The following is a 17,807-nucleotide window of genomic DNA, read 5'->3' on the forward strand; positions in this document are numbered from 1 at the left end:
TAAACAGTAGACGTCTTTAATTCATGAATTAATGTGAAGTAAAACAAATTGATGTTTTTTGCAAAAAATATATGGCGTGGGATTTTAAAATTTCACAATAATGCGCTTTAATTACATTACTTTTTTTTCTGTTATAAAGTAGGAAATTAAGCAACTGCATTTTTTTTATTCAAATAGTTGGGATGTGTTTGTTTATGGAGCTTCGAATTGTTTAATTACAGCACAAAACGGTGTTGTTTAAACAATTCGCAATGTTCTTTTTTAATAAACGCAAATAATAGTTAAAACGCAATAATTTTTCGATATATAAGTAAAAATACTATAGAATTGACTTTTATGACGCTTTTTTTTTATGGTTGTTATAATTTTAGTATTAATTTTTTAAGGATTAATTTTAAAATCGAAAACGTTTTCGGAGCAACGAAAACGTTATAGTTTAGTAAATCTTAATATTATCATAAAATTATAATTATGTTTGAACTTAATATTTAAAACAAACCATTAAAACAAATTACTAACCAACTTATTTATTACGTATGAAAAATAGTCTAATTAAAGGCTTGATGGTGTTTCTAACGATGCTATGTACAAGTTTAACATATTCGCAAGATGTGTCTGGAACTGTATCTGATGCTAGCGGTCCGCTTCCAGGGGCTTCTATCATAGTAAAAGGAACAACAAATGGAGCACAAACGGATTTCGATGGAAAATTTACTATCAAGAATGTTGGCTCAAACGCAGTTTTAGTTTTTAGCTACATCGGTCTTAAATCTCAAGAGATAACTGTGGCTGGAAAAACTACAATTAATGTGGAATTAACAGAAGATTCGGCTGAATTAAAAGAAGTTGTAGTTATAGGCTACGGAACAGTTCGAAAGAAAGATGCAACGGGTGCAGTAGATCAAATTGGTGCAAAAGATTTTGACAACGTATCGGCTCCATCGCCAGCTCAATTATTGAGAGGTAAAGTAGCGGGTGTTCAGGTTACACAGTCGAGTGGAGAGCCAGGTGCTGGCGTTGCTATTAGAGTTCGTGGTAACTCATCTATTCGTTCTGGAAACGGACCATTAATCGTTATCGATGGTGTGCCATTGGATGGTGGAAATGTTTCTGGTGGAGGAGCTGATTTATTAGGATCTTCATCGGCAAGAAACCCATTGAACTTTATCAATCAAAATGATATCGAAAGTATATCTGTGTTGAAAGATGCTTCGTCTACTGCTATCTACGGTTCTCGTGGAGCAAATGGAGTTATTGTTATTACAACTAAAAAAGGTAAATCTGTAGAACCGCAATTAACGTACAGTACTTCATTTCAATTTAGTAAATTATCAGGTAAATTGGATGTGATGACTGGTGATCAATTTGCTGCCGCTGGTGGCGATGATAAAGGATCTAGATCCTACAATTGGAAAGATGCAGTTTTAAGAAATGGATTTTCTATGAATCATGATTTATCTTTTAGCAAGACTACAGAAAATTCAAATACAAGAATATCTTTTGGAGCATCTAATACAGATGGAATTGTTAAAAACACTGGTTTAGACAAATATAGCGCATCAGTTTATAATTCTAATGACTTTTTTGGAGGGGCTGTAAAAGTAGAGTCAAGAATTATTTATGCTTCTTTAAAGGATCAAGCGACTCTTTTGTCAAATAATGCAGGTTTTATAGGTAACGTTATTGGAACTGCTCTGTATTGGAATCCAACTTTGCCGATAAGAAATACAAATGGATCGTATAATGTCGTAGGTGATGATTATTTAAATCCAGTACAATTATTAGATTCATATACAGATTATACGAATACTAATAAATTGTTGGGAAGTATCAATACTACATGGAAAATCAACAGCAAATTGAAATACCAATTCTTATTTGGTATCGAAAGTTCTACTTCTAGCAGAAAAAGCCAGTTGTTACCAACTATGGAAATTTCAGGAGGAGCATTTCAAGCAACTGTACCTGGTTCTACTGAAGTTAAATTTGGGACGGCTTTTATCAACAATCAAAATAAATTTAATAAAACGTTTGAACATACGTTGAATTACAATAATGATTTTGGTGACAACTTCAATTTAGATGCATTAGTTGGATATTCATACTATGATTATACTGCCGATGGAAATTTTGCAAGTGGTAAGGGGTATGATGTTAACCAAACTAATTTGATTGACAATATTGAAGGAGGTCTTCAAAATGAGTACAGAGTTTCTTCCTATAGAAACAGAGTGGAATTGCAATCTTATTTTGGTAGATTAAATGCTACTTTGTATAAAAAATTAATTGTTACCGCCACATTAAGGGCAGATGGATCAACAAAACTAGGAATTAATAACAAATACGATTATTTCCCATCTGTAGGTGTAGCTTATAAAGTTGTGGAAGATAAACAAGGTTTAGTGAATAGCTTCAAAATTAGAGGTAATTATGGTATCACAGGAAACCAGGAATTTGCACCAAACTCTGCAATTGCCAGAGCGTCTTATGGTAACAATGGTAATTTAAATGTTGATACAAACTCTAACGCTGATTTGAAATGGGAAACTACTAAATCATACGGTGTAGGTGCTGATTTTGAATTTCTTAACAACAGATTGTCAGGTTCAGTAGATTATTTCCAAAGAGATACTAAGGATTTAATTTTTCCTGTACCGGCGGCGGCAACTCAACCAGGTCCACCATCTCCACGTTTCAAAAACTTACCAGGAAACTTAATCAATAAAGGTGTTGAAGTATCTTTGAATTATAAAGTAATTGATACTCAGGATTTAACTTGGGATATTTCAGGAAACGCTTCTTTCTTAACTAATGAGGTTAAAAACTTTGCCGGATTTATATCGACAGGAGGATTAAACGGTCAAGGGTTAAGTGATGCTTATGCTCAAGTAATTACAAACAACCATCCTGCATACACTTATTATTTGTACGAATGGAGAGGATATGACGCCACAGGTAATTCTATTTATGCTGATGCGGCAGGAAATGATACAGGTTTAGGTACTGCAGCTAAACAATTATTGGACAAACAACCATTGCCGAAAATCAATGTTGGTTTTACTACTAATGTAGCTTACAAAGGATTTGATGCAAGTGCTTCTTTCTATGGCGCATTCGGTCACTACATTTACAACAATACAACGAATGCGTATTTCTTTAAAGGTGCTTTCCTTGGAGGGAGAAACACAACTTTAGAAGCTGCAACTTCTCCTCAAGCGCAAGGAGATCCAAACTCTCCATCTACTAAGTATTTAGAAAAAGGAGATTTCTTGAGAATGGGTAATCTAACGTTTGGTTATACTGTAAATTCTTTGGAAAGATTTAGAATTAAATCAGCTCGTTTCTTTGTAAATGCATCTAATTTATTTATTATTACTAGTTATTCAGGATCTGACCCAGAGGTAGATACTGATAAATCATTAAACGGAGTGCCTTCGGCAGGGATGGAGTATTTATCTTATCCTAGAGATAAAAGTGTATCACTTGGACTTAACGTAACATTTTAATTAAAAAAACAATGAAAAGAATAAATATTATAAAAAGCATCTTGTTTACTAGTACTATTATTCTAGGAGTAAGTTGTACTAATCTAGATGAGGAAGTTTTAGATGGTGTAGTCATTAGCAATACCGGAGGAGCAACAGTTAATTCTGCTTCATTATTGGTTAGTGCTTATGAAGGATTAAGAGGTTTTCAAGATCAAGACAAAATGTTTGCCTTAGATGAAATGTCAACTGATGCGCTGGTTGGGCCTACAAGAGGTGGTGACTGGGATGATAATGCAAAATGGAGACAAATACATACTCATACTTGGGCACCAGATAATATTGAGATTAGAAATGCTTGGAACTCATTGTTGTCACAAGTGTATAATTGTAACTTAGTTATAGAAAATGGTACTGCTGCACAAATAGCTCAAGCTCGTTTCTTAAGAGCATTTTACTATTACAATGTAATTGATTTATATGGTCAGGCACCTTACAGAGAAGCTGGTAGCTCTCTGGAAGCAGATCCTAAAGTTTGGACAAGACAAGAAGCGACAACTTTTGTTATCACCGAACTTGAAGCAATTATTGGAAGTTTACCTGCTCGTGCTACTAATGAGGCCAATATTGTTAATGTTGATGCAGCTCACTTTTTATTGGCTAAATTGTACTTAAATAAAGGAGTTTTTAATGCTACTGATGCAGCTGGGCCTTATACTTTTGATTCTGCTGATATGACTAAAGTTGTGACTCATGTAGATGCAATTAATAGCTTTTTAGCAATTGATTATTGGGATAATTTCAAACCAACAAATAATACTTCTCCAGAAATTCTTTTCTCTTCTAAAAATATTAGAGGTGGTCAAGGTGGAGGTATTCAATCAAGATGGAGAATGGGTATGCATTACCAACAAACACCAGATGGATGGAATGGTTTTGCAACTGTAGCTGAATACTACAACAAGTTTAATCCTAATGATAGACGTATTAAAAATTCAGATCAATATATTATTAATGCTTTTGGTAATAATGTTGGATTCCAGGTAGGTCAAATGAAAAACGGTAAAAACCGTGACGAATTTGGTAGAGATAAAGATTCGAAAGGCGCATTTTATACTAATATACCAGCTGGTACTGTAAATCTAAAAGATAGAAAAGGAAATCCTTTAGTGTTTACCGCAGCCTTGACTTTGATTACTGGGGGTGCTACACTTGAAACTGCAGGGATTAGAAGTCAAAAATACATTCCAGATGTGGATAATTTAAGTAATCCTGAAAATGATTATGTATTGATGAGATATTCTGATGCTTTAATGATGAAGGCAGAAGCAATTGCTAGAGGTGGAGCGGGTGCCAATGCTGTGGGTAAATTAATACAAATTGTATCAAGATCAGGACAGACAGGTGTTTTTCCTACAACATTGGACGGTATTTATCTTGAAAGAGGAAAAGAATTATGGTATGAAGGATGGAGAAGAAATGACATGATTCGTTTTGGTAAATTTTTGGAACAAAGAGAGTTGAAGCCTTATGTTTCAGATGCTAGATATCTTTTATTCCCAATTCCAGCGGATGCTTTGTTCAATGCTAATTTAAAGCAAAATCCAGGGTATTAAGAAATTGTTTTCAATAATTATTTTTTGAGTTAGTTTTAAAGAGGGTATTTATTACCCTCTTTATTTTTTTATATAAGTTTGATTCTTAATTTGCGCATCATTTATTGAGAGATAAGTTTCTTTTTAAATGACAAACAATAGAAACTTATAGGCCTTTTCTTATTCCTCTTTATTAGTAGTCTAAACTTATTTATTTTTAACGTTTTTCTATTTTCTTTATTGGTTTATTTATTTTTTTATATAGTGAATATTACATAAATTGGCATCGTATAATTACCTAATCAAATAGTATTTTAAATATGTTTAACCGTATTATTTTATTTTTCCTTTCTCTCTTTTTTTTTACTAATTGTTCCAAAGAAAATTCAGAAAATAAAGACGCCTTATTCTCCAAATTAGATGTATCACAGACCGGAATTAATTTTCTTAATGAGGTTAAAAATGGTGCTGACATGAACATATTTAAATACAGAAATTTTTATAATGGTGGAGGTGTCGCTATTGGTGATATCAATAATGATGGTCTTTCTGATGTGTATTTTACTTCAAATCTCGGTACTAATAAACTCTACTTAAATAAAGGGAATTTTAAATTTGAGGATATTTCTAAAATTGCCGGTGTTGAAGGAACTAAAACCTGGTCAACCGGAGTTGTAATGGTTGATTTAAATGCCGATGGTTTCCTTGATATATATGTTTGTAATGCAGGAAATAGTTTGGGTAATCAACAAAAAAACGAACTTTTTATTAATAATGGCAATAATACTTTTACTGAAAAAGCAGATGAATACAATCTAGCGAACACAGGAATTACAACCCATGCGTCTTTTTTTGATTATGATAAAGATGGCGATTTAGATGCTTATATTCTAAATAACAGTTTTATCCCAGTAAGTAGTCTTAATTATTCCAATAAAAGAGATTTAAGAGATAAAGACTGGGATGTGGCCGAAATATTGAAAGGCGGAGGAGACAAATTAATGCGAAACGACAACGGAAAATTTGTTGACGTAAGTGAAGCATCAGGTATTTATGGGAGTCTGATAGGCTTTGGTCTGGGAGTTACGGTAGGTGATGTAAACGGAGATTTGTATCCTGATATTTATATTTCGAATGATTTTTATGAAAGAGATTATTTGTACATAAACAATAAGAACGGATCCTTTACCGAACAAATTCAGGGATGGACGTCACACATTAGCCAATCCTCTATGGGTGCTGATATGGCCGATGTAAACAATGACGGGAAAGCCGATATTTTTGTAACCGATATGTTACCGGAAGCGGACGAACGCTTAAAAACGACTACAAATTTTGAAAATTATGATTTATTTACAAGAAAAGTAAATCTGGATTTTTACAACCAATACATGCAAAATACGTTGCAAATTAATAACGGCGACAATCAATTTCTTGAAATAGCAAATCATGCTGGCGTTGCCAAAACAGACTGGAGTTGGGGCGCTTTGTTATTTGATATGGATAATGATGGATACAAAGACATTTATGTTTGTAACGGAATTTATAACGATTTAACCAATCAAGATTTTGTTGACTTTTTTGCCAATGAGTTTATGCAAAAAATGGTGGTTACCGGTAAAAAAGAAGAAATTCAGACTATTATCAGTAAAATGCCAAGCACACCAATTCCAAATTACGCTTTTAAAAACAACAAAAATCTGACCTTTAGTAATGAAGCGATGCAATGGGGACTTGATACTCCAAGTTTTTCTAATGGTGCGGCGTATGGAGATTTAGATAATGATGGGGATTTAGATTTGATTGTCAATAATGTCAATATGGAATCTTTTGTATATCGAAATAACTCGGATAAGAACAAAAAAAACCACTACGTTAAAGTAAAACTGAAGGGAGATAAGCAAAACAAATTTGCTATTGGAAGTGTTGTTGAATTATTCTCAGGCAAAGAAATTCTCAGACAAGAGTTGAGTCCTTCCAGAGGTTTTCAATCGTCTGTTGACTATATAATGACATTTGGAATTGGAACCAAAAAAATAGATTCATTACAAGTTATTTGGCCAAATGGTAAATTTCAGACGATTAAAAAAATCACCAATAACAATACTATAAATTTAGATATTGCAAATGCTAAAAATGATTATGTTCCTAAAAATAACAAGCAAAAACCATTGTTTGCCGAAAAGAAAAATCAATTTTTAAAACATAAAGAAAATGATTATGTTGATTTTGATTATGAAGGTTTAATTTCTAAAATGCTTTCTCAAGAAGGCCCGTCATTGTCAGTTGCGGACATAAATGGCGATGGAAATGAGGATGTTTTTATTGGTGGAGCCAAAGGTCAAGCCGGTACAATATATGTAAATAAAGGGAATGGTAATTTTTTAATTACGAATCAAAAAGACTTAGAGGCAGACGCAAATTTTGAAGATACAGCAGCCAGTTTTTTTGATGCTGATAATGATGGTGATTTGGATTTATTAGTTGGTTCCGGTGGTAACGAAAAAGCGGATCAGGCCAATTATAAAAACCGATTGTATTTGAATAATGGGAAAGGTATTTTTATCAAAAGTAAAACCAATATTCCAACAACGAATAATAATGTTTCTGTAATTGCTTCAAACGATTTTGATAATGATGGCGATACTGATGTATTCATTGGAAGCCGCAGCGTACCAGGTGTTTATGGGATTGATCCTAAACATTTATTATTGGAAAATGACGGAAAAGGGAATTTTTCTAATGTAATTGATAAAAAAGGGTTTCTAATTAACTCGTTTGGAATGATAACCGATGCAACTTGGGAGGATATTGATAACGATTCTAAAAAAGATTTGATTTTGGTCGGCGATTGGACAGCACCACAAATTTTCAAAAACACTGGGCGTCGATTGGCAGAATTCAAATCAAATCTTACAGACTATGAAGGTTTTTGGAATGCAGTAAGTTGCGTAGACTTGAACAATGACGGTAAAAAAGATTTAATTCTGGGTAATAAAGGAACCAATACGAACTACAAAGCGACCAATGGAAATGCGATGAAATTGTTTATTAATGATTTTGATGATAACGGAACTATTGAACAAATAGCAACCAGATCTATTGATGGGAAGGATATGCCAGTAAACCTAAAACAGGAATTAGCAAAACAAATTCCTTCGATAAAGAAGAAAAATTTGAGCTATGCGGATTATGCTAAGAAAACATTTCAGGAATTATTTGCAAAAGAAGTAGTCGATAATTCGATTCAAAAGACTGTAAATATTCAGGAAAGTGTAGTTGCAATTAACAAAGGAAATGGCAAGTTTGAGATAAAAGTGCTTCCAAAAGAAGTTCAGTTTTCCTGCGTGAACACCATTGCGACAATGGATATAAACAATGATGGGATCTTGGATTTAATCTTGGGTGGAAATCAATATGAATTCAAACCACAATTCTCCAGATTGGATGCTAATTATGGTAGCGTACTTCTAGGAAGCAAAAACGGAACTTTTTCATGGCTGCCTTATAATCAGTCCGGTTTCTTCGTAAAAGGGGAAGTTAAAAAGGTGCAAAAAATAAAAGATAAAAATAATACGGTTTCAATTATAGCTGTTGTAAATGGCAATACTCCTAAAATATTTAGACGCAATGAATAATTTTTTTAGAATAGGACTAGCTTCATTGTTATTTATTGGTTGTTCCAAAAAAGAGGGACAACTATTTGAAAAATTGTCTTCAGAGGAAAGCAATATTACATTCACAAACCAATTATTAGAATCCAAAAACATTTCGATTTTAGATTATCTCTATTATTATAATGGGGGAGGCGTATCGCTGGGGGACATCAATAATGATGGTTTAGTAGATATTTATTTTACTTCAAATCAAGGAAAAAATAAATTATATTTAAACAAAGGCAATAATAAATTTGAAGATATTTCAGTAAATGCAGGTGTACAAAGTCAGAGTGATTGGAATGCAGGAACAGTTATGGCTGATGTAAATGGAGATGGGTATCTTGATATTTATGTTTGTTCGGTTGTTGGAATTAATGGTTTTGAAGGTCAAAACGAATTATTCATCAATAATAAAGACAATACATTTACCGAAAGCGCGACGGAGTACGGATTAGATCTTGATAATTATAGTTCTTCAGCAGCGTTTTTTGATTATGATTTAGATGGCGATTTAGACATGTATTTATTGAATCATGCCGTTCACTCTGAATTATCTTTTGGAAATGCCAGTATACGAAATAAAAGAAGTTACGAGTGTGGAGATAAATTATTTCGCAATGATAATGGAAAGTTTATTGATGTAAGTGAGCAGGGAGGAATTTTTGGCGGTGCCAATGGCTACGGGTTAGGATTGGCAGTTTCTGACTTTAACTTAGATGGGTATCCAGATATTTATGTAGGGAATGATTTTCATGAAGATGATTATTACTATTTAAATAATGGCGATGGCACTTTTACAGAAAGTTTAAAACAGTATTTTGGTCATACAAGCCGATTCTCTATGGGAGTTGATGTGGCAGATGTTAATCACGATGGCTTTCCAGATATTATGAGTTTAGACATGCTCCCAGAAGATGAAAAAGTGTTGAAAACATCATTAGGTGATGACAATACCCAAATGTTAAAAATGAGAACCGAAAAATTAGGGTATCAATTTCAATATTCCAGGAATACATTGCAGTTAAATCAAGCTGGAAATCATTTCACCGAAACTGCTCTGTTGAGTGGCGTTGCGGCAACTGATTGGAGTTGGAGTACTTTATTTGGGGATTATGATCAAGACGGAGAACAAGATATTTTTGTTAGTAACGGAATTGCAAAGCGTCCAAACGATTTAGATTATGTGAAATACTATTCAAATGATCAAATAAAAAGCAAAATCAGTACGACGAAGTTACTGGATAAAGAAGCGTTGAAGCGCATGCCAAAAGGAAATGTGACCAATTATGTTTTTCAAGGCGCAGCTGATTTGCAGTTTAAAAACCGCTCCAGCGATTGGATAGAAAATGATTCTATAATTTCAAATGGCAGTGGTTATGCTGATATTGATAATGATGGCGATTTAGATGTAATTACCAACAATACCAATGCTATTGCTTCGCTTTATATCAATAAAACTGATGCTAAATCAAACTATTTAAAATTAAAATTGCGTTTTACAGGAAAAAACACTTTTGGAATTGGAGCCAAAGTGATTTCTTATTCCAAAGGAAAAAAACAATTTAAAGAACTGCAGACTACGAGAGGATTTCAGTCTTCATCGGAGCCAATAATTCATTTTGGTTATGGAAAAACAGTGAAGGTTGATTCGTTAGTGGTGATTTGGCCGGATAAAACATATCAAACATTGAAAAATGTTAAAACGAGTCAAACCCTTACTATAAAAGCCAGTCAAAAAAGAAAAGCTTTTGATTACAAAAAATTGCATCCCGCTGTTTTACCTATTTTCAAAAAGGTAGAAAATGGTTTAGGAATTGATTTCACACATCAGGAAAATGATTTTATTGATATTTTGTCCCAAAAATTGATTCCATACCAACGCAGTGATCGTGGTGCCGCAACTGCAGTGGGGGATTTAAATGGCGATGGAAAAGATGATATCTTTTTTGGGGCTTCAAAAGATAAAAAGGCATCAATCTACATTCAGAATCTAAATGGATTTAGCCAAAATGGATTTGCTGCAATCGAAAAAGATTCTGTTTTTGAAGATGCCTCAGTGGTCATTGGTGATTTCAATAATGATAAAACCAATGATGTATACGTGGCTTCCGGTGGAGGTGAAAATGCATCTAATCTTCAGGACCGTTTATATTTAAATAAAAAGCAGCAGTTTTATAATGCGGTTCTGCCTAAGCTGACTCAAAACGCATCGGTTGTAAAGACTTTTGATTATGATAAAGATGGTGATTTAGATATTTTTGTGGGCAATAATTCAATAAATAATAGATTTGGAAGTATGCCGGATTGTTATTTGTTGAATAATAATAAAGGAACTTTTACTATTGTTCAAAATAAAACTTTTGACAGAATAGGAATGGTTACGGATGCTATATTTAATGATTTTAATAAAGACGGGAAAATAGATTTAATTATAGTGGGTGAATGGATGAAACCTACTTTCTTTGCTAATAAAAATGGTGAATTCACGGATGTAACAGCAACGGTTTTTCCGGAAAAAAGTAATGGATTGTGGCAATCAGTACTTTCTTTTGACATAGATCAGGATGGTGACGAAGATTATTTGGTTGGAAACTGGGGAATGAATTCTAAATTTAAAGCTTCACAGGACTTTCCCATGAAGATGTATTACGATGATTTTGATACTAATGAATCTTTTGAAACCATCGTGGCAATAGAAAAGAAAGGGCAATATTATACCACAATGGGTCTCGACGAATTAGCCGAACAATTCAGCGGGATGCTAAAAAAGAAATTCAATAGTTACAAATCCTTTGCAGGAAAAACACTGGAAGAAGTTTTTGATCCAAAAATGCTTGAGAAAGGAAAATTGTTCGAAGTTCATAACTTGAAATCTGGCTATTTGAGAAATGATAAAGGAAAGTTTACTTTTGTTCCTTTTTCGAATAAAATGCAAGTGGCTCCCATTACAAGTTTTCTGAAATCTAATTTTGATTCAGATGCGAAAGAAGAAGTTTTTGCAGCAGGAAATTACTTTGGAGTTTCTCCGCATCACAGTAGATTTGATGGGTTTTCAGGCGCGTTGATTAAAAATGCTACAACCATATTTTTAGGCAATCAAATAGGGATTGATTTGACTCAAAAAGCAGTTAGACACTTGGATATTGTCAATTTCAAAGGAAAGAAATACATGCTGATTACGATCAATAATAAAAAGGCTGAATTGTTTGAAATGCCTTCAAGAAAGGAATAATAGCACATAAAATAACCTATAAATCAATAAAAAATGAAGACGAAAATTATAAGTATTGCGGTGATTTGCCTTCTTTTTATTTCGTGTAATAAGAATAAGTCCATCGTAGTTACTACAGATGATTATCATGCGGCAATAGATAATGTAACTCAAATTATGATTCATGATATTTTCTCGCCACCCGTTGCCAGTAGAATTTTTGTTTATCCAAATATTGCGGCTTATGAAATTATAGCACAAAATAGCAAAACCTATACAAGCCTTCAACATCAATTGAACGGATTAGATTCCATTCCAATGTTAGACCCTAAAAGTGGCGTAAACCAACCTGTTGCTGCACTTATTGCGCACATGGAGTTGAGTAAGCAATTGGTTTTTTCAGAAGAAATAGTGGAGAAGTTCAGAGATAGTTTGTATGAAAAATGGAACGATGAAAATGAAGAAGAGTTTCTAATTTCTAAAGAATACGGACTAAAAGTTGCTGAACATATTAAGAAATGGATGGGACAGGACAATTACAAACAAACCCGTACCATGTCTAAATTTTCGGTGTATGCCAATCAGCCAGGAAGATGGCAGCCAACTCCGCCCGCTTATATGGATGCCATAGAACCACATTGGGGTGAGATTAGAACTATGGTTCTTGATTCTGCTGCACAGTTTAAACCAGTACCGGCTTTTGCCTTCTCGTTAGATAAAAAATCACCTTTTTTTAAAGAAGTACAAGAAGTGTATGACATCAGTAAAGAGATGGTTAAGAAAGGCGATAATTCAGAGGAAATTAAAATTGCTCAATTTTGGGATTGTAATCCGTATGTTTCGGTAAGTCAGGGTCACATGATGTTTGCTAAAAAGAAAATCACTCCTGGAGGACACTGGATGGGAATTGTGAAAATTGCAAGTAAAAAATCAAAAGCAGATTTTGCTAAAACAGTTTTTGCCTACACCAAAACTTCAATAGGAATTTTTGATGGTTTCATCAGCTGTTGGGATGAAAAATTTAAGAGCAATGTAGTGCGTCCAGAAACAGTTATCAATCAGAATATTGATGAAAACTGGAAACCTTTGTTGCAAACACCTCCTTTCCCCGAGTATACCAGTGGACATTCAGTAATTTCAATGTGCTCGGCTTCTATTTTGACGTCTGTTTTTGGAGATAATTTTGCGTATACCGATGATACTGAATTGCAATTTGGATTACCAAAAAGAAAATATGCATCCTTTGATGCTGCTGCTAAAGAAGCCGCGATGAGCCGTCTGTATGGGGGAATACATTACAAAGCTGCCATAATTAACGGTATTGACCTTGGTCAGAATTTAGGAGATTTTATTGTTGGAAAATTAAAGATGATTAAAAAGTAATGACAGTCAGAAAAAAAATTATAATAGGTTTTAGTATTTTTTTATCGTTGTTTTTAATGTGGTATCTCTTCATAAAGGAAGCAGATTATTGTATATCATTTAAAGTAAAAACAGCTACAGGAACCGTTTTTCAAGGGATTCAGGAATGGGCGGCGGCTCAATTGTTAAAAGATAAAGAAAATTATATCATTCTGGAAAAAAGAAACTTTGACTTTATCAAACAAGAGATGACAAAAGGAAAAGTTCGAATGAAATATACTTGGGAAATCACTTCTATAAATGATTCAGTGACAAAAGTGAGTGTTGGTATTAAAGATCTCAATCATAGTTGGTTTAATAAACTAACCGTGCCATTTTTAAATACAGAATTCAAACAAGAACAAATCCGAAAAATTACTGATTTTAAGAAAGGATTGAGTGATCATTTAAAAAACTTTAAAGTAAGAATTGATGGAGAGGGTTCCTCAGCGGAAACATTTGTTGCGTACATCAGTTTAAAAAGTGTTTTGCAGGAAAAAGCACAAAGCATGATTGCGAATGATGCGGACATTACGGGCTTTTTATTAGATAACAAAATTGAGATAATAGGGAAACCATATTTAGAGATTACAAATTGGAATTTTGATAAAGAAACCATCGCTTTTAATTATTGCTTTCCAATTGATAAAAACACTAAAATTGTTACTGATGATAGTGTGAAATTCAAAACCTTACCTGCAGTAAAAGGATTGAAAGCGACTTACTATGGGAATTTTAGAACATCAGACAGGGCTTGGTTTGCCATTATGGATTATGCAAAAAAGCACAATCTTAAATTGGAAAATAAAGTTTTGGAACATTTCTTATCAAATCCATTTAATGGAGGAGAAGAGCTGCAATGGGAAACCAAAATAATTATCCCTTTTGCGTCGAAGTAAAAGCTAATATGTAGGTAATTTGAAATTATCGAAAACGTTTTCGGGTCTTCCGAAAACGTTTTTGTTTTTATTCTGTTTTTAATTGGCAATTTTAAAATTAATTTTAGAAATAATTAACAAATTTACCACACAGAATGAGTTTAAAAGTAAAATTGAGTTTTTGGCAGATCATCAATATGAATGTTGGTTTTTTTGGTATACAATACAGCTTTGGCTTGCAACAAAGTGCCGTAAATCCTATATATGATTTCTTACATGCTAGTCCAGATCAAATTCCAATATTAAATCTTGCAGGCCCTTTAACGGGCTTATTGATTCAACCCATAATTGGTGCGATGAGTGATAAAACGTGGCATCCAAGATGGGGAAGGCGAAAACCTTACTTTTTTATCGGAGCAATAATTTGCAGTATCGCTTTATTTCTATTTCCATTTAGCAGTTCATTATGGATGGCCGCAGGTTTACTTTGGATTCTGGATGTAGGGAACAACACCGCTATGGAACCATACCGTGCTTTTATTGCTGACACATTAGACGAAGAGCAGCAACCCATGGGTTTTCAGGCGCAAAGTTTCTTTACTGGTTTCGGACAGTTTCTAGCTTATATTTCGCTATTTCTATTTCCTCTTGTTTTTATTGGTTATACTGGATCATTGCCCACTTGGATTTATGCCTCCTTCTTTTTAGGAGCGATCCTCTCTGTAACCTCCATTTGGTGGAGTATGGGTAAAACAAAGGAAATCCCGCCAACTGCAGAAGAATTGGCCATTTTAAAAGCAGAACCTCTAAATATTTTTTCGCCTTTCATAGATATCTATAACGCAGTTTTACAAATGCCCACGGTTATGTGGCAATTATTTTTGGTGTACTTGTTTCAGTGGTATGCCATGATGTGTTATTGGCAAAACAATTCAAAAAGTATTGCTTTATCCGTATGGAATGTAACCCCCATGAATGCAATGGGCTATGAGAAAGCCGTAGAATGGAATGGATTAATCGGTGCTTTTGGATTTATAGTTACTTTTTCGATTGCCTTTTATTTGGCAAAATTAGCCAAAAAACACGGTGCAAAAATGATTCATTTTGTTTGTCTGTTATTTGGAGCCGTTTCGTTTTTATGGTTTCCAATGGTGCAAAATCAATACATGTTTTTTGCAGTGATTATTGGTTATGGAATTGCTTGGGCAAGTATGATGGGCATTCCGTATTTGATGGTTGTCGCTGTTGTTCCAAAAGAACGGTATGGGGTTTATATGGGAATTATAAATATGATGATTGTAATTCCAATGATTATCCAAAACCTATCCTTTGGTTATATTTTAAAGAACTTTTTAGATAACGATCCTCGTCAAGCTATTAGTTTTGCTGGAGTATTATTACTCATCAGTGCTTTTTGTACGCTTTTGATTAAAACAAAAAAAAATGCAACCCAACAATATGAATAGTGATCTGAATTACACAAAAGCAATTGAGTTGCTTGAAAAAGTCTCCTCGTCAGAAGGGTTTATGGCGAGTGCCCAAAATATTTCTAACTATAAAAGAGTCTGGGCTAGGGATGGAGTGATTTGTGGCTTAGCGGCTTTGGCTTCGGGAGACGAAAAATTAATTGAAACATTTCGTAAAACATTAGAAACATTAGCAAATAATCAACATCAAAGCGGAACTATTCCGTCAAATGTGATGACAAATGGTGACCAAGTTGAAGTAAGTTATGGCGGATTGGCAGGAAGAGTAGACGCGGTAACTTGGTTTGTAATTGGGATCTGTCAATATGCCTATTATACAAAAGACATCACCTTTGTGGCAAAATATGATACTGAAATTGAAAAGTGTTTTGCGCTCATGGATGCTTGGGAATTTAACAATAAAGGTCTTTTATATGTGCCGCTATCAGGAAACTGGGCAGATGAATACATAACTGACGGCTATGTTCTATACGATCAGCTGCTTCGAATTTGGGCTTTAAAAAGCTACAATCATTTCGCACACGACGAGGATATTATCGTAAAGATTGCCACAATAACAAAGCAACTGGAAATTAATTTTACACCAAATTCTGCAGGTGAAAAATACCACGAACGAGCGTACAACGAACTAAATATTCAAAAATACATGCCGTGTTCCTTTTCACCTGCTGGATACAAAACTCAATTTGATGCTTTTGCAAATTCGCTGGCTTTGTACTTAAACATTGGTCCCGAAAATTTTCAAAATACAATTTTAGCGTATTCGATAGCACTTAAAAATGAAATGAAAATGCAGTTGTTACCTGCTTTTTGGCCTCCAATAAAAGAAACTGATTTAGACTGGAATCTGCTAAAAAACAATTGTAAATACGAGTTTAGGAATTACCCGAATGAGTTTCATAACGGAGGAAGTTGGTCAATGGTTAATGGCTTTTATGGACTGGCATTGCTTTCGAAAGGTGAAGACAAGGAGGCTCTTGCGCTTTTAAATGCAATAAACGAAGCCAATGCTGTGGAAGATTTTAGTTTCTACGAAAATTTTAACAGTGAAACCAAAGCCCCAAATGGCGTTCCTTTTTGCGCTTGGAGTGGGGCTGCAACGGTGTTGTTATACCAAAGTTTACATACAAATTTTAAATTATTAGTTTAATTGGAAAAAACAATAGACATACTATGCGTGGGCGAAGTTTTGATTGATTTTATTGGTCATGAAATGAATACGTCTATAAATAGAACCAAAGATTACCATCGTTTTCTGGGAGGATCGCCAACGAATGTTGCAGTAAATGCGACGCGTTTGGGGTTGAAATCAGTACTAGTGGCTACCTGTGGGGAAGATGGTTTAGGCGAATATATTGTTCGGAAGTTAAAAACGAATCATGTAAGTACCTCGCAAATTAGAAAATTAGAAAGTCATCCTACATCTGTAATATTTGTTTCGAAATCGACTGGTACGCCTGATTTTATCCCGTACAGAGAGGCTGATTGTCAAATTGAGCAAAGTCAAATACCGGATGACCTGCTGGAAAGTGCTAAAATTTTTCATACAACTTGTTTTGCTTTAAGCAAAAATCCGGCTCGGACAACTATTGTGGAAAGTGCCAAACGAGCAAAAATGTTAGGATTACAAACCAGTATTGATATCAATTTCTCGGAAAGAATATGGCCGAATCGGGAAGAGGCGAAGCAGGTTTTGAAAGATTATTTATCGACGAATCCTTTAGTAAAATTGAGCGAAGATGATTGTTACCGTCTTTTTGCGGAAGCAAAAACTGAGGATTTCATTTTTGATTATTTTCATGGCTTAGGCGCTTCAACCATTTGTCTGACAAAAGGGAAAGACGGCGTAGTATTGTCTAATATAGACAGCGGAATGTTTCATCAAAAAGCGTTACCCGTGGAGGACATCAAAGATTCAACTGGAGCTGGTGACGCTTTTTGGACTGGTTTTTTATACGCACAATTATTGAATAAAAACTTTGAGGAAACCATTACAATCGCTCAAAAACTGGCAGTCTTGAAACTTCAGAATGTAGGCAGATTGCCAGAAGGAATCGATATAAAGGAATATTTGAATACCGATTTATAATG

At 34.1% G+C, this 17,807-nt stretch carries 9 protein-coding genes; all 9 read left to right on the plus strand.

Features of this window, described 5'->3' with window-relative positions; genetic code table 11:
* Positions 1-536: 536 nt before the first annotated feature.
* Positions 537-3,506, plus strand: coding sequence for a SusC/RagA family TonB-linked outer membrane protein (locus ACNQGJ_RS03545; RefSeq protein ID WP_417970013.1), 2,970 nt, complete (start codon positions 537-539; stop codon positions 3,504-3,506).
* Between the two features lie 11 nt (positions 3,507-3,517).
* Positions 3,518-5,101: a RagB/SusD family nutrient uptake outer membrane protein gene (locus tag ACNQGJ_RS03550; protein WP_417970011.1), complete on the plus strand. Its 1,584-nt coding sequence runs from the start codon at positions 3,518-3,520 to the stop codon at positions 5,099-5,101.
* A gap of 299 nt (positions 5,102-5,400) precedes the next feature.
* Positions 5,401-8,718 (plus strand): VCBS repeat-containing protein, encoded by a 3,318-nt coding sequence (locus ACNQGJ_RS03555; RefSeq protein ID WP_417970009.1) that lies wholly within the window; start codon positions 5,401-5,403, stop codon positions 8,716-8,718.
* Entirely contained in the window at positions 8,711-11,971 is a 3,261-nt protein-coding gene (locus ACNQGJ_RS03560) for a VCBS repeat-containing protein (protein ID WP_417970007.1), read from the plus strand. The genes ACNQGJ_RS03555 and ACNQGJ_RS03560 overlap by 8 nt, the downstream gene beginning before the upstream one ends.
* Positions 11,972-12,004: 33 nt before the next feature.
* Positions 12,005-13,333 (plus strand): vanadium-dependent haloperoxidase, encoded by a 1,329-nt coding sequence (locus ACNQGJ_RS03565; RefSeq protein WP_417970005.1) that lies wholly within the window; start codon positions 12,005-12,007, stop codon positions 13,331-13,333.
* On the plus strand, positions 13,333-14,250 hold the full coding sequence (locus tag ACNQGJ_RS03570) for a GyrI-like domain-containing protein (RefSeq protein ID WP_417970003.1): 918 nt from the start codon (positions 13,333-13,335) through the stop codon (positions 14,248-14,250). Before ACNQGJ_RS03565 ends, ACNQGJ_RS03570 begins: the two co-directional genes overlap by 1 nt.
* Before the next feature lie 134 nt (positions 14,251-14,384).
* Positions 14,385-15,695, plus strand: coding sequence for an MFS transporter (locus tag ACNQGJ_RS03575; protein ID WP_417970001.1), 1,311 nt, complete (start codon positions 14,385-14,387; stop codon positions 15,693-15,695).
* On the plus strand, positions 15,673-16,866 hold the full coding sequence (locus ACNQGJ_RS03580) for a glycoside hydrolase 100 family protein (protein WP_417969999.1): 1,194 nt from the start codon (positions 15,673-15,675) through the stop codon (positions 16,864-16,866). The genes ACNQGJ_RS03575 and ACNQGJ_RS03580 overlap by 23 nt, the downstream gene beginning before the upstream one ends.
* Positions 16,867-17,805 (plus strand): carbohydrate kinase family protein, encoded by a 939-nt coding sequence (locus ACNQGJ_RS03585; protein ID WP_417969997.1) that lies wholly within the window; start codon positions 16,867-16,869, stop codon positions 17,803-17,805.
* Positions 17,806-17,807 lie beyond the last annotated feature (2 nt).

This window comes from Flavobacterium cryophilum (assembly GCF_048286555.1).
In the GTDB taxonomy this organism is placed as follows: domain Bacteria; phylum Bacteroidota; class Bacteroidia; order Flavobacteriales; family Flavobacteriaceae; genus Flavobacterium.